Annotated in this window: 10 protein-coding genes, 10 tRNA genes and 2 rRNA genes; 21 read left to right on the forward strand and 1 reads right to left on the reverse strand. The window is 44.8% G+C overall.

The window, feature by feature from the left end; genetic code table 11:
• The first annotated feature begins 203 nt into the window (after positions 1 to 203).
• The 13 genes from ACR42H_RS00950 to rocF all read left to right on the forward strand — a co-directional run bounded on the left by ACR42H_RS00950 (position 204) and on the right by rocF (position 5,503).
• Positions 204 to 3,139: ribosomal RNA gene (locus tag ACR42H_RS00950) — 23S ribosomal RNA — on the forward strand.
• A 124-nt stretch (positions 3,140 to 3,263) separates the two neighbouring features.
• Positions 3,264 to 3,380 (forward strand): 5S ribosomal RNA (gene rrf, locus ACR42H_RS00955).
• A gap of 21 nt (positions 3,381 to 3,401) precedes the next feature.
• Positions 3,402 to 3,476 (forward strand) — tRNA-Asn (locus ACR42H_RS00960).
• A 36-nt stretch (positions 3,477 to 3,512) separates the two neighbouring features.
• Positions 3,513 to 3,585, forward strand: a tRNA-Thr gene (locus tag ACR42H_RS00965).
• Between the two features lie 27 nt (positions 3,586 to 3,612).
• Positions 3,613 to 3,687 (forward strand) — tRNA-Glu (locus tag ACR42H_RS00970).
• A 4-nt stretch (positions 3,688 to 3,691) separates the two neighbouring features.
• Positions 3,692 to 3,767, forward strand: a tRNA-Val gene (locus tag ACR42H_RS00975).
• Between the two features lie 20 nt (positions 3,768 to 3,787).
• Positions 3,788 to 3,863: transfer RNA gene (locus ACR42H_RS00980), tRNA-Thr, on the forward strand.
• Positions 3,864 to 3,878: 15 nt separating this feature from the next.
• Positions 3,879 to 3,962 (forward strand) — tRNA-Tyr (locus ACR42H_RS00985).
• A 65-nt stretch (positions 3,963 to 4,027) separates the two neighbouring features.
• Positions 4,028 to 4,102 (forward strand) — tRNA-Gln (locus tag ACR42H_RS00990).
• A gap of 5 nt (positions 4,103 to 4,107) precedes the next feature.
• Positions 4,108 to 4,180 (forward strand) — tRNA-Lys (locus ACR42H_RS00995).
• 67 nt (positions 4,181 to 4,247) lie between these two features.
• Positions 4,248 to 4,322: transfer RNA gene (locus tag ACR42H_RS01000), tRNA-Gly, on the forward strand.
• 7 nt (positions 4,323 to 4,329) lie between these two features.
• Positions 4,330 to 4,405 (forward strand) — tRNA-Ala (locus ACR42H_RS01005).
• 192 nt (positions 4,406 to 4,597) lie between these two features.
• On the forward strand, positions 4,598 to 5,503 hold the full coding sequence (rocF, locus tag ACR42H_RS01010; RefSeq protein ID WP_113885089.1) for an arginase: 906 nt from the start codon (positions 4,598 to 4,600) through the stop codon (positions 5,501 to 5,503).
• Between the two features lie 42 nt (positions 5,504 to 5,545).
• Here rocF and ACR42H_RS01015 read toward each other — a convergent pair whose 3' ends face one another.
• Positions 5,546 to 5,704, reverse strand: a complete 159-nt coding sequence (locus ACR42H_RS01015) for an aspartyl-phosphate phosphatase Spo0E family protein (RefSeq protein WP_113885088.1) — start codon at positions 5,702 to 5,704, stop codon at positions 5,546 to 5,548.
• A gap of 174 nt (positions 5,705 to 5,878) precedes the next feature.
• On the opposite strand from ACR42H_RS01015, the gene sigW reads away from it, so the two are divergent.
• From sigW to ACR42H_RS01055, 8 genes are all read left to right on the forward strand, one after another.
• A complete protein-coding gene (gene sigW, locus ACR42H_RS01020) occupies positions 5,879 to 6,442 on the forward strand; it encodes an RNA polymerase sigma factor SigW (RefSeq protein WP_048008702.1) in 564 nt (187 codons plus the stop codon).
• Between the two features lie 17 nt (positions 6,443 to 6,459).
• Positions 6,460 to 7,095: an anti-sigma factor family protein gene (locus ACR42H_RS01025; RefSeq protein ID WP_113885087.1), complete on the forward strand. Its 636-nt coding sequence runs from the start codon at positions 6,460 to 6,462 to the stop codon at positions 7,093 to 7,095.
• A 177-nt stretch (positions 7,096 to 7,272) separates the two neighbouring features.
• The gene (cdaA, locus tag ACR42H_RS01030) at positions 7,273 to 8,100 is read left to right on the forward strand and encodes a diadenylate cyclase CdaA (protein ID WP_113885086.1); all 828 of its coding nucleotides are present in this window, start codon (positions 7,273 to 7,275) and stop codon (positions 8,098 to 8,100) included.
• Entirely contained in the window at positions 8,093 to 9,415 is a 1,323-nt protein-coding gene (locus tag ACR42H_RS01035) for a CdaR family protein (RefSeq protein WP_113885085.1), read from the forward strand. Before cdaA ends, ACR42H_RS01035 begins: the two co-directional genes overlap by 8 nt.
• A 34-nt stretch (positions 9,416 to 9,449) precedes the next feature.
• Positions 9,450 to 10,799 carry a phosphoglucosamine mutase gene (gene glmM, locus ACR42H_RS01040; protein WP_113885084.1) on the forward strand — a complete coding sequence of 450 codons (1,350 nt, stop codon included), beginning with the start codon at positions 9,450 to 9,452 and terminating at the stop codon, positions 10,797 to 10,799.
• Positions 10,800 to 11,092: 293 nt separating this feature from the next.
• Complete coding sequence (locus ACR42H_RS01045; protein ID WP_258549837.1) at positions 11,093 to 11,218, forward strand: hypothetical protein; 126 nt, start codon at positions 11,093 to 11,095, stop codon at positions 11,216 to 11,218.
• Between the two features lie 96 nt (positions 11,219 to 11,314).
• Complete coding sequence (gene glmS, locus ACR42H_RS01050; protein ID WP_436374475.1) at positions 11,315 to 13,117, forward strand: glutamine--fructose-6-phosphate transaminase (isomerizing); 1,803 nt, start codon at positions 11,315 to 11,317, stop codon at positions 13,115 to 13,117.
• A gap of 298 nt (positions 13,118 to 13,415) precedes the next feature.
• Positions 13,416 to 13,805, forward strand: coding sequence for a ribbon-helix-helix protein, CopG family (locus tag ACR42H_RS01055; RefSeq protein ID WP_113885081.1), 390 nt, complete (start codon positions 13,416 to 13,418; stop codon positions 13,803 to 13,805).
• Positions 13,806 to 13,943: the final 138 nt, after the last annotated feature.

The following is a 13,943-nucleotide window of genomic DNA, read 5'->3' on the forward strand; positions in this document are numbered from 1 at the left end:
AGGATATTTACATGAAACGTGACGCGTTTTGTTCGTTCAGTTTTGAGAGTTCAATCTCTCAATGAAAGATTCGTTCTTTGAAAACTAGATAATGATTATGAAGAAGCAATAACCGAGTAATCGCCATTTTAGTGAATTCTCTCTATGTTAAATAGAGTAAAAAACCTTTGATCTTGTTCATCTTCGATGAACCTGTCAAATACGGTTAAGTTAGAAAGGGCGCACGGTGAATGCCTTGGCACTAGGAGCCGATGAAGGACGGTACTAACACCGATATGCTTCGGGGAGCTGTAAGTAAGCTTTGATCCGGAGATTTCCGAATGGGGAAACCCCCTATCCGTAATGGGATAGGATCTTTACCTGAATACATAGGGTATGGAAGGCAGACCCGGGGAACTGAAACATCTAAGTACCCGGAGGAAGAGAAAGCAAACGCGATTCCCTGAGTAGCGGCGAGCGAAACGGGATTAGCCCAAACCAGGAGGCTTGCCTCCTGGGGTTGTAGGACACTCTATACGGAGTTACAAAGGAACGAGGTAAATGAACAGGTCTGGAAAGGCCGGCCAGAGAAGGTAAAAGCCCTGTAGTTGAAACTTCGTTCCCTCCAGAGTGGATCCTGAGTACGGCGGGACACGAGAAATCCCGTCGGAAGCAGGGAGGACCATCTCCCAAGGCTAAATACTCCCTAGTGACCGATAGTGAACCAGTACCGTGAGGGAAAGGTGAAAAGCACCCCGGAAGGGGAGTGAAAGAGATCCTGAAACCGTGTGCCTACAAGTAGTTAGAGCCCGTTAATGGGTGATAGCGTGCCTTTTGTAGAATGAACCGGCGAGTTACGATTACATGCGAGGTTAAGTTGATGAGACGGAGCCGCAGCGAAAGCGAGTCTGAATAGGGCGAATGAGTATGTGGTCGTAGACCCGAAACCAGGTGATCTACCCATGTCCAGGGTGAAGTCCAGGTAACACTGGATGGAGGCCCGAACCCACGCACGTTGAAAAGTGCGGGGATGAGGTGTGGGTAGCGGAGAAATTCCAATCGAACTTGGAGATAGCTGGTTCTCTCCGAAATAGCTTTAGGGCTAGCCTCATGTAGTAAGAGTCTTGGAGGTAGAGCACTGTTTGGACTAGGGGCCCCCATCGGGTTACCGAATTCAGACAAACTCCGAATGCCAAAGACTTATCCATGGGAGTCAGACTGCGAGTGATAAGATCCGTAGTCAAGAGGGAAACAGCCCAGACCACCAGCTAAGGTCCCAAAGTATACGTTAAGTGGAAAAGGATGTGGAGTTGCTTAGACAACCAGGATGTTGGCTTAGAAGCAGCCACCATTTAAAGAGTGCGTAATAGCTCACTGGTCGAGTGACTCCGCGCCGAAAATGTACCGGGGCTAAACGTATCACCGAAGCTGTGGATTGACATCTTACGATGTCAGTGGTAGGAGAGCGTTCTAAGGGCGTTGAAGCGGGATCGCAAGGACCCGTGGAGCGCTTAGAAGTGAGAATGCCGGTATGAGTAGCGAAAGATGGGTGAGAATCCCATCCACCGAATGCCTAAGGTTTCCTGAGGAAGGCTCGTCCGCTCAGGGTTAGTCGGGACCTAAGCCGAGGCTGAAAAGCGTAGGCGATGGACAACAGGTTGATATTCCTGTACCACCTCTTTACCGTTTGAGCAATGGGGGGACGCAGGAGGATAGGGTAAGCGCGCTGCTGGATTAGCGCGTCCAAGCAGTTAGGCCGGTAACGAGGCAAATCCCGTTACCACATAGGCTGAGCTGTGACGGCGAGGGAAATTTAGTACCGAAGTTCCTGATTCCACACTGCCAAGAAAAGCCTCTAGCGAGGGAAAAGGTGCCCGTACCGCAAACCGACACAGGTAGGCGAGGAGAGAATCCTAAGGTGAGCGAGAGAACTCTCGTTAAGGAACTCGGCAAAATGACCCCGTAACTTCGGGAGAAGGGGTGCTCATTAGGGTGAATAGCCCTGATGAGCCGCAGTGAATAGGCCCAGGCGACTGTTTAGCAAAAACACAGGTCTCTGCGAAGCCGCAAGGCGAAGTATAGGGGCTGACGCCTGCCCGGTGCTGGAAGGTTAAGAGGAGAGGTTAGCGCAAGCGAAGCTTTGAATCGAAGCCCCAGTAAACGGCGGCCGTAACTATAACGGTCCTAAGGTAGCGAAATTCCTTGTCGGGTAAGTTCCGACCCGCACGAAAGGCGTAACGATCTGGGCACTGTCTCAACGAGAGACTCGGTGAAATTATAGTACCTGTGAAGATGCAGGTTACCCGCGACAGGACGGAAAGACCCCGTGGAGCTTTACTGTAGCCTGATATTGAATTTTGGTACAGCTTGTACAGGATAGGTAGGAGCCTGAGAAGCCGGAGCGCTAGCTTCGGTGGAGGCGTCGGTGGGATACTACCCTGGCTGTATTGAAATTCTAACCCGCGCCCCTTATCGGGGCGGGAGACAGTGTCAGGTGGGCAGTTTGACTGGGGCGGTCGCCTCCTAAAAAGTAACGGAGGCGCCCAAAGGTTCCCTCAGAATGGTTGGAAATCATTCGCAGAGTGTAAAGGCACAAGGGAGCTTGACTGCGAGACCTACAAGTCGAGCAGGGACGAAAGTCGGGCTTAGTGATCCGGTGGTTCCGCATGGAAGGGCCATCGCTCAACGGATAAAAGCTACCCCGGGGATAACAGGCTTATCTCCCCCAAGAGTCCACATCGACGGGGAGGTTTGGCACCTCGATGTCGGCTCATCGCATCCTGGGGCTGTAGTCGGTCCCAAGGGTTGGGCTGTTCGCCCATTAAAGCGGTACGCGAGCTGGGTTCAGAACGTCGTGAGACAGTTCGGTCCCTATCCGTCGTGGGCGCAGGAAATTTGAGAGGAGCTGTCCTTAGTACGAGAGGACCGGGATGGACGCACCGCTGGTGTACCAGTTGTCTTGCCAAAGGCATCGCTGGGTAGCTATGTGCGGAAGGGATAAGTGCTGAAAGCATCTAAGCATGAAGCCCCCCTCGAGATGAGATTTCCCATAGCGTCAAGCTAGTAAGATCCCTGAAAGATGATCAGGTTGATAGGTCAGAGGTGGAAGCGTGGCGACATGTGGAGCTGACTGATACTAATCGATCGAGGACTTAACCACATTGGTGAATTCTCGGCATATGCTTCTTCATGCATTATCTAGTTTTGAGGGAACGAGAAAATGAAATTTCCTCTTGAAAAAAACACCAAAAGAAAGTATAATCATACTTGTCTTTTGAAAATAGTCTGGTGGCGATGGCGAGAAGGTCACACCCGTTCCCATACCGAACACGGAAGTTAAGCTTCTCAGCGCCGATGGTAGTTAGGGGCTGTCCCCTTGTGAGAGTAGGACGCTGCCGGGCTGTTTACTAAAATACCAATTTTCCGCAGTAGCTCAGTGGTAGAGCATTCGGCTGTTAACCGAACGGTCGCAGGTTCGAATCCTGCCTGCGGAGCCATTTTCATAAAGCCCCTTTTGGGAATTATGAGCTGTTGCTTCCATAGCTCAGCAGGTAGAGCACTTCCATGGTAAGGAAGAGGTCACCGGTTCGAGCCCGGTTGGAAGCTCTTTTAATTTAGACAACTAGAGTACTAGGCCCCTTGGTCAAGCGGTTAAGACACCGCCCTTTCACGGCGGTAACACGGGTTCGAATCCCGTAGGGGTCACCATAATGGAGGATTAGCTCAGCTGGGAGAGCATCTGCCTTACAAGCAGAGGGTCGGCGGTTCGATCCCGTCATCCTCCACCATTAATTTAAATGTACAAGCTGCCGGTGTAGCTCAATTGGTAGAGCAACTGACTTGTAATCAGTAGGTTGGGGGTTCAAGTCCTCTCGCCGGCACCATCTTGTTTTATAGATGGAGGGGTAGCGAAGTGGCTAAACGCGGCGGACTGTAAATCCGCTCCTTCGGGTTCGGCAGTTCGAATCTGCCCCCCTCCACCACTTATTTTTAATAAAAACACAAAAAACTGGACAAGATATGAATGTCCTTTTTATTTTGTCATTATTGGGCTATAGCCAAGCGGTAAGGCACCGGACTTTGACTCCGTCACTCGCAGGTTCGAATCCTGCTAGCCCAGCCAATTTCGAGCCATTAGCTCAGTCGGTAGAGCATCTGACTTTTAATCAGAGGGTCGAAGGTTCGAGTCCTTCATGGCTCACTTTATAGAAAAACACAGACCTTGGGAATCGATTCCTGAAGGTCTTACTTTTCATATAAATATGTTTGCGGAAGTAGTTCAGTGGTAGAACATCACCTTGCCAAGGTGGGGGTCGCGGGTTCGAATCCCGTCTTCCGCTCCAAATAAATGGGGCCTTAGCTCAGCTGGGAGAGCGCCTGCTTTGCACGCAGGAGGTCAGCGGTTCGATCCCGCTAGGCTCCACCATTATACATCATACGACAATCCTTAAACCATCATGGTTTAGGGATTTTTTATTTCTCATCATTAGAGGTGAACACCTGGTTGTTAGGACTTTCTTCCCCGGAAACCGCATATATATACACGATTTTGTCGAGTTGAGTCATGTGTTTGAAAGCGGTTAAAATATGAGTATGAAGGGAAAGGGAGGACTTTACTATGAAAAGACAGAAATTATCGATAATTGGAATGCCGATGGATCTTGGCCAGATGAGACGCGGTGTGGACATGGGGCCAAGTGCGATCCGATATGCCGGTGTAAATGAACGATTAAAGTGTTTATTCGAAGAAATCCATGACCAGGGCGATATTGCCATCGGCCGTCCAGAAGTTCAAATCGATCCAAATTCAAATCTTAGAAACTTGGACCTTATTGCTGAAAAGACAGAAAAACTAGGCGAAGAAGTTGATAAAGCAATAGAAAGCGGTTCTTTTCCATTAGTACTGGGCGGCGATCACAGCATCGCAATCGGAACCTTGGCCGGTGTTTCGAAGCACTATAAAAATCTTGGGGTAATCTGGTATGATGCCCACGGTGATTTAAATACAGCTGAAACTTCACCATCAGGGAACATACACGGTATGCCTCTTGCAGTAAGCCTGGGAATTGGCCACCCGCTTTTAACCAATGTAGGGGGATATGCTCCAAAGGTTAAGCCAGAGAATATTGTCATTATTGGGGCAAGATCTTTGGATGAAGGAGAGCGGGAGCTTATTAAGGAAAGAGGCATTAAAGTATACACCATGCACGAAATCGACCGGATTGGGATGACAAAGGTCATGGAGGAGTCTATTACATACTTAAAAGAAAGAAATACAGATGGTGTTCATCTGTCTTTAGATTTGGATGGACTGGATCCGCATGATGCCCCTGGTGTTGGAACTCCAGTTATTGGAGGTATCAGCTACCGTGAAAGCCACTTGGCCATGGAGATGCTTGCAGAATCGCAGATCATTACATCGGCTGAATTTGTAGAGGTTAACCCAATTTTGGATGACAAAAACAAAACAGCTACTGTGGCAGTCGCGCTTATGGGTTCATTATTTGGCGAGAAGCTTCTATAATAATAGAAAAATAAAAATGAGCAGAACGTATACAAGTTCTGCTCATTTTTTTGCTGTAAGTGTATAATATTTATTTAGAAGCTGATCGAGTTTCGTGCTCGTATCAACTACCAAGTGGTCTGTAAAAGAAGCGGAAGCTGTTAACTGAATCATTCTTGATCTGCAATCCTCAATATCTCTCAATAATTCCTTAACACACACCGTAACCAACCCTTTTCGATTAATTTAGTACTTTTATACCCTAAAAGGAAAAAAATAAACCAGAATAAGTAAAAATTTGCTAATATAGAAATTGAATGTTTTTTAATTAAAATGAAACCTTTTCCGCTATCGATTCGTATTATCGATTAGCCGCACTGGAGCGGAGGTAAAAAAATGGAGACAATCGTAAAGAAGAGGATAAAGCAAGTATTAAAAGGCGACCAGGATGCTTATGCTGAAGTTGTTGAAATATACAAAGATAAAGTTTTTCAGATTTGCTACAGAATGCTGGGAAACAGGCATGAGGCAGAGGATATCGCACAGGAGGCTTTCTTAAGAGCCTATGTTAACATTGCCAGCTTTAATATTGACTTGAAATTTTCCACGTGGCTCTATCGGATTGCCACTAACCTTTGTATAGACAGAATCAGAAAAAAGAAGCCTGATTATTATCTGGATGCAGAGGTCGCAGGAACGGATGGACTGAACATGTATTCTCAAATTGCTTCAGATGCGAGGCTGCCGGAGGAAGATGTTGAAAGCCTGGAACTGCAGGAAACAATCCAAAGGGAAATATCGAAGCTTCCGGAGAAATATCGTTCGGTTATTGTTCTAAAATATATTGAAGAATTATCGCTGAACGAGATCAGTGAAACGCTGGACCTTCCTCTGGGAACGGTTAAAACCAGAATTCACCGGGGCAGGGAAGCACTTAGGAATCAATTAAGATACGTTTAAAAAAGAGGGTGAGAACTTTGAAATGTCCAGCAGAAATGGTTGTTTATATGCATGAGTACCTAGATGAAGAGATCTCAGCCGAACATGAGAAGGAATTAAGGGCACATCTGCAGAACTGTGAGGAATGCCAAATTCATTTCCATGAATTAAAGAAGACGATCGCTTTAGTCCAAAGCACTTCACATATACAGGCACCTGAAAATTTCACAGCAAACGTTATGGCCAAATTACCCAAAGAGAAGCGGAAAGTCGGGGTCCAGCGCTGGTTCAGGCATCATCCGATTCTAACTGCTGCATCCCTCTTTCTTGTTCTGATGATGGGAAGCGTCGTATCATCCTGGGATCAGGATCACCAACTATCAGTTTCCAAGCAGCCAAACCTTGTGGTGGAAAATGATAAGGTGATTGTACCCGAAGGCGAAGTGGTAAAAGGCGATGTAGTAGTTAAGAACGGCGACTTGGAAATCCAGGGCGAAATAGACGGAAATGTTACAGTCATCAATGGCCAGCAGTACATGGCTTCAGCAGGTAATGTTACCGGAGAAATTGAAGAGGTTGATGCCATTTTCGAATGGCTATGGTACCACATCAAAAAGGCAGCCAAAGATGCTGTAAACGTATTTGAAAGCGGAGAAACAGATAAAGAGAAATAGACATAACCATAGTAAGAATCCCTGCTTTAATGCAGGGATTCTTAGTGTACTTATTTTTCCAGGTGGTGTCTGTTGTCTCAAAATTGGAATTAGCGTCAAATATGATATAATATGAAAGTTACATAAAGGAACTTTAAGCATTTATTGCTTTTGAAATATATATTTGGAGGAAGGATAATGTCGTTTGCAGATTTCTCTATTTTGAAATTGTTGGCTAATACAATAGACATTCTCCTTGTCTGGTACGTCATCTATAAACTCATAATGATTGTAAAAGGAACAAAGGCTGTCCAATTGCTAAAAGGGATTTTTGTCATTATCCTGGTCAAAGTAGCAAGCGACAAGTTCCACCTGCAAACATTAGGCTGGATGATGGAACAAGTGCTTCTTTGGGGATTTCTGGCCATCATAATCATTTTCCAGCCGGAGCTGCGAAGAGCATTGGAGCAATTGGGGAGAGGAAGATTCTTCTCAAGGACAGCTAATCAGGAGGAGGAAAATCAGGAGAAACTGGTCGAATCCATTGCTAAGGCTGTGGATTATATGGCTAAACGCCGCATTGGGGCGCTTATTTCAGTTGAGAGGGAAACAGGGATGAACGATTATATTGAAACCGGTATTCAGCTGGATTCTAAAATATCATCTGAGCTCCTGATTAATATATTTATACCGAACACACCGCTGCATGACGGAGCCGTTATCATTCAAAAGAATTGTGTGGCAGCAGCAGCGTGTTATCTTCCTCTGTCAGAAAGCCCCTTCATCTCAAAAGAGCTCGGCACCAGGCATAGGGCTGCTTTAGGTATAAGTGAAGTAACCGACAGTATTACCATTATCGTATCAGAGGAAACAGGAAGTGTTTCCTTAACCAAAAACGGTGAGCTGCACCGTGATTTAAAAGCTGAAGCTTTTAAAGATATGCTTTCAAATGAATTGCTTGTTCAACAGAAACTAAAGCAGACTTCTTCAGGTCTTTGGAACTGGAGGGGGAAAAAGAATGGATAAGTTAATTGATAAATTGGTAGATACCCGCTGGTTCATGAAAATTGTTGCCTTGATACTGGCACTTTTTCTATTTGACTCTGTGTATGATGCAGATAAGGAATTAAAGGATATAAACGTTCCTGGCCAGCAGGATTCAGGCATTGTTGAAAATGTCCCGGTGAAAAGCTATTATGATACGGAAAATCTGGTCGTTACCGGTATTCCGGAAACAGTGGACTTAAATATAGAAGGGCCAAAAAGCCACTTGGAGCAAGCTAAAAAACTGCAGAACTTTGAAGTATATGTAGATTTGACAAATGCAGAAATCGGCTCTCAAAGAGTGGAAATTAAGATCCGCGATATCTCAGATAAACTTGATGTGACAATCAACCCGCAATATGCAGATGTGACAGTCCACGAAAAAGTGACCCAGGAGTTTAAAGTGGATGCAGAATTTAATAATGGACTGCTTGGTGAGGGGTATTCAGCCGATGCGGCATCTGCGGAACCAAAGACGGTAAAAATCACAGGTGCAAAAGAAGTGATCGAGCGGATCAGCTTTGTTAAAGCAACCTTGGATGTAAAGGGGCCAATAACCGAGACAATCACTGATGAAGCAACTGTCAGGGTATTGGACCGTGAGATGAATAAGCTTGATGTTATTGTGGAACCCCAGGTAATTCAAGTAACAGTGCCGGTTAAGCAGTTAAGCAAGACGGTTCCCGTTACGATCGTCCGGAAGGGGGACCCTCAAGATGGTGTTACCATTAATTCGATTGAACTCGATGTTAACGAGGCTTCCATAACGGGCCGGGAAGAAATATTAAATGAGACTGAAAGTGTCAGGGTAGAGGTGGATGTAAGCAAGATCGAAAAAGATACCGTGCTCACCCTACCGGTTATTATTCCGGATGGCATTTCTGCAGTGGACCCTAAGACAGTGAAGGCGTCTATTGACGTTAGCACTGAGGAGAACGCTGAGAATGCTGATAGAGAAGAGGAAAGCACCGAAGAGCCTGCAGAAGAAACACAGGCACAGGAACAAGAGGAAACCAAAACCTTTTCAAGCCTCCCCATCAATTTAGCCGGCTTAGCTGAAGAATATGAAGCAGTCCTTAAAAATCCAGCTTCCGGACGGACAAGTATTACGGTTACCGGAAAAAGCAGCACGGTTCAGGATCTCAAAGCGGAAGATTTTAATCTGTATTTGAGCCTGGCAGACCTTGGTGAAGGTGATCATGAGGTGCCAATCAATGTCGATGGCCCTTCAGGGGTGGATATAAAAACTGCATCAGGTAAAGCGACTATTACAATTACGCGAAAAGAAGAAGCTTAATATAGTTTTTAAAGTTAGAAGGAGCGATTATAAAATGGGTAAATATTTCGGTACAGATGGAGTACGAGGAGTTGCAAATAGTGAATTGACACCAGAGCTGGCTTTTAAACTGGGCCGTTTTGGGGGTTATGTATTAACGAAGGACCATGATCGTCCGAAAGTATTAATCGGCCGTGATACCCGTATTTCGGGCCATATGCTCGAAGGCGCACTCGTAGCGGGGCTATTATCAATCGGAGCAGAAGTTATGCGCCTCGGTGTCATTTCAACGCCTGGCGTCGCTTATTTAACAAAAGCTCTGGGTGCAGAAGCTGGCGTAATGATTTCTGCTTCCCATAATCCTGTTGAAGATAACGGAATCAAATTCTTTGGCCCGGATGGGTTTAAATTGTCCGATGATCAGGAAGCTGAAATTGAGCAATTGATGGATATGGCAGAAGACCAGCTTCCAAGACCGGTCGGAGGCAGCCTCGGGCAGGTAAATGATTATTTTGAAGGCGGACAGAAGTATCTTCAATACCTAAAGCAGACGGTTGATGAAGATTTCTCAGGCATCCACATTGCGCTCGATTGTGCACATGGGGCCACTTCTCCGCTGGCAACACACCTATTTGCTGATCTTGATGCTGATCTTTCCATGATGGGAGCATCTCCTAATGGATTAAATATCAATGCAGGAGTCGGTTCTACTCATCCTGAGGCATTGTCTGCCTTTGTTAAGGAAAAAGAAGCAGATGTAGGTTTGGCTTTTGATGGAGATGGCGACCGTTTAATTGCCATTGATGAGAATGGCGATATTGTAGATGGCGACCAAATCATGTATATCTGCGGAAAATACATGAAAGAGCAGGGAAGACTTAAGCAAAACACAGTAGTTTCCACTGTGATGAGCAACCTTGGATACTATAAAGGGCTTGAAGCCAACGGTGTGGAAAGTGTTCAGACAGCTGTAGGCGACCGCTATGTTGTGGAAGAAATGAAGAAGAATGGCTACAACCTTGGCGGAGAACAGTCAGGTCATATCATTTTCCTGGACTACATCACAACTGGAGATGGGCTTTTGACAGGCCTTCAGCTTGTTAACATCATGAAAGTAACTAAGAAGCCGCTATCTGAGCTTGCGAACGAAATGAAGAAATTCCCGCAGAAGCTTGTAAACATTCGTGTCACAGATAAACATCATGTGACAGACAATGAAAAAGTGAAAGAAGTCATTGCACAGGTTGAAGAAGAAATGAACGGAAACGGCCGGATTCTGGTCCGTCCTTCCGGTACAGAGCCGCTTGTACGCGTAATGGCAGAAGCCCCAACGAGTGAACTTTGCGCATCATATGTAGAGCGCATCGCTGCCGTTGTTGAAAGTGAAATGGGATTAAAGGAATAAAAGCACAAATCATATGCATAAGGGAACTCCGGAACTCCCTTATGCATATTTTTATATATGGAGTTTACAGCTGCACGAAAAGGGAATACCCAAATGGCCGGCTGGCAGCTGCCTTCATTTATCTGTTGACGGAAGTCTGACTTTGATGTATGATAATCCTGTTTTTGTATTTAAGAATACAGGACATCTTTTATTCAAGAAGAGAAAGGTGGATCGTGAGAAATTAATTAAATTTAAAGCGCCTGAACTGATCCTGGACGTAAGGATTAGTTGACGAGGAGGAGGTTTATCGAATGTTCGGCGGATGCCTCCCGGTTGAAAGCACAACCGATGATTTCTTCTTTAAAACATTCGGGCAACTGAATGGACAAAGAGAAGGGAATGCTAAAACTAAGAAACGCTCATCCAAGAGGCTGTGATGCCCCTTAGAGCGGCGAATATAAAAAAACAGAGATAAGGGGCAGGACTGCCCCGAAAAGGCTTCTTGCCCCTTCATTATTAGGAGGAAAAGAAGTATGTGTGGTATCGTTGGATATATTGGAAACTTAGATTCAAAGGAAATTTTATTAAAGGGCTTGGAAAAGCTTGAATATAGAGGCTATGATTCAGCTGGCATCGCGGTTATGAATGATAACGGGGTTCAGGTTTTCAAGGAAAAAGGCCGTATTGCGGACCTTCGCAATATTGTTGATGAAGATGTGGTGGCAAACACAGGGATCGGACACACCCGCTGGGCGACTCACGGGGTTCCAAGCACAGTAAATGCCCACCCTCATCAAAGCAATTCAGGCCGTTTTACGCTTGTTCACAATGGCGTTATTGAGAACTATGACATCTTAAAGCGCGAATATTTGCAGGGAGTTGCCCTTAAAAGTGATACAGATACAGAAATCATCGTTCAGCTGATTGAACTATTCGTGAACGAAGGTTCTGATACTGAAGAAGCGTTCCGCAAAACGCTGACACTTTTAAAAGGCTCTTATGCAATTGCCCTTTTGGATGCAGAAAACAATGAAACAATTTTTGTTGCGAAAAACAAGAGTCCTCTTCTGGTTGGATTAGGTGAAACGTTCAATGTAGTCGCTTCTGACGCAATGGCGATGCTGCAAGTTACAGATCAATATGTTGAACTAATGGACAAAGAAATCGTTATTGTCACAAAAGATGCTGTTAAGATTCAGACGCTGAATGGCGAGGAAATCAGCCGTGATCCGTATACGGCCGAATTGGATGCAAGCGATATTGAAAAAGGAACATATCCTCACTACATGCTGAAAGAGATCGATGAGCAGCCTTTAGTGATGCGCAAAATCATCCAGAAGTATCAAGATGATAATGGCGAGCTGACAATCGACCAGGAAATCGTTGAAGCAATGAACGATGCAGACCGCATTTATATCATTGCTGCCGGGACTTCTTATCATGCAGGTCTTGTCGGAAAGCAGTTCATTGAAAAAATCGCCAAAATCCCGGTTGAAGTTCATATTTCAAGTGAGTTTGGCTACAATATTCCGCTGCTTTCAGAGAAGCCGCTATTTATCTTTATCTCTCAAAGCGGTGAGACAGCAGATAGCCGTGCCGTACTTGTAAATGTGAAGGAAATGGGCCATAAGGCATTAACCATTACAAACGTTCCAGGTTCAACTCTATCACGTGAAGCAGATTACACATTATTGCTTCATGCTGGTCCTGAAATTGCAGTTGCTTCTACAAAGGCTTATACAGCCCAGATTGCTGTATTATCCATTCTTGCAGAAGTTACTGCGAAGAGCCGCGGATTGGAACTGAACTTCAACCTTGTTCAGGAACTGGGCATTGTTGCTAACGCAATGGAAGTCCTTTGCGATGCGAAGGAAGATTTCGAAGATATAGCACGCAAATTCCTTTCTACTACACGCAATGCGTTCTTTATTGGCCGTGGGATTGACTACTATGTTGGCCTTGAAGGTGCACTTAAGCTGAAGGAAATTTCATATATTCAAGCTGAAGGCTTTGCAGGCGGAGAATTAAAGCATGGAACCATCGCTTTAATCGAGAATGGTACGCCAATCATTGCTCTGGCAACTCAAGAAAGTGTTAACTTAAGCATTCGCGGCAACGTCAAAGAGGTTGTTGCCCGTGGAGCAAACCCTTGCATCATTTCCATGAAAGGGCTGGAAACAGAAGAAGACAGCTTTATCATTCCGGAAGTGAACGAGCTATTAACACCTCTTATCTCTGTAATACCTTTACAATTAATCTCTTACTTTGCTGCGCTGCACCGTGAGTGTGACGTAGATAAGCCGCGTAACCTGGCTAAGTCGGTTACTGTGGAGTAAGGAAAGTCTGTACTAATGTTGGACCAGTAAAGTTGTGGATGCCGGCTTGAAAATTGCCGCTCCATAACATCATAAAAATTTGATTAAGTAAGACTCAATCCAATTACAGGATTGGGTCTTTTTTTAAAATGAGAATTACATATAAGACCGGCATCATTCAGCATTCATTTAAACTGTGAATATTTTGCCGTCTAATGTAAATAAAATGAAGGAAGTTACCGATTCAGTCAGGATTTACAACCGTTTTCTTAAAGGGTATGATTTTTATAGATAGATAATAGATTATGGGAGCGGAATAATGAAAGAATTAACATTCAAATCCTACGACCAATTTCTCCACTTTAACGAACATAAGGCAATGGAAAAAGCAATTATGAAGGGACTTCAAGGAGATGAACTGGAAAAATTCAAGCTTGAATTTCTGCAAAGGGCCAAAAACATGTGGAAAGAATATGATTGTGATCTTTGGCTACAAAAGCACGGATATGTCATCATAAATGTTTGGAAAGACGGGAGCGGCAAAAGAAAAGTTACAAGAGGAAGGCCGAAAAAATTAGATTCTGAAAAATATTTGCACACTGTTCATGTAAGGCTGGATGAGGAAACATATCGGCAGCTTACGAATCACTGCCAGGAGAATCAGATTGACGTATCTGAGGCTATCCGGGTTCTAATTAAAACATTATAGAGGCCCGCGCAAAGAAGATTCAACTTTTTGGTTTGAATCTTCTTTTTTTATGTTTCTTTATTAAAGTGAGAATAAATTTAGACAATTACCGAAATTTACTATCTGCCTCTTTTCTTTTATTATTTTTTGTGATACATT

The sequence above is a fragment of the Cytobacillus sp. BC1816 genome, from assembly GCF_051353635.1.
Lineage (GTDB): Bacteria > Bacillota > Bacilli > Bacillales > Cytobacillaceae > Cytobacillus > Cytobacillus oceanisediminis_C.

Excerpts from the sequence above, each read along its gene's own strand:
- rocF (WP_113885089.1), top strand. The coding sequence starts at position 4,598 with ATGAAAAGACAGAAATTATCGATAATTGGAATGCCGATGGATCTTGGC.
- sigW (WP_048008702.1), top strand. The coding sequence starts at position 5,879 with ATGGAGACAATCGTAAAGAAGAGGATAAAGCAAGTATTAAAAGGCGAC.
- cdaA (WP_113885086.1), top strand. The coding sequence starts at position 7,273 with ATGTCGTTTGCAGATTTCTCTATTTTGAAATTGTTGGCTAATACAATA.
- ACR42H_RS01035 (WP_113885085.1), top strand. The coding sequence starts at position 8,093 with ATGGATAAGTTAATTGATAAATTGGTAGATACCCGCTGGTTCATGAAA.
- glmM (WP_113885084.1), top strand. The coding sequence starts at position 9,450 with ATGGGTAAATATTTCGGTACAGATGGAGTACGAGGAGTTGCAAATAGT.
- ACR42H_RS01045 (WP_258549837.1), top strand. The coding sequence starts at position 11,093 with ATGTTCGGCGGATGCCTCCCGGTTGAAAGCACAACCGATGATTTCTTC.
- glmS (WP_436374475.1), top strand. The coding sequence starts at position 11,315 with ATGTGTGGTATCGTTGGATATATTGGAAACTTAGATTCAAAGGAAATT.
- ACR42H_RS01055 (WP_113885081.1), top strand. The coding sequence starts at position 13,416 with ATGAAAGAATTAACATTCAAATCCTACGACCAATTTCTCCACTTTAAC.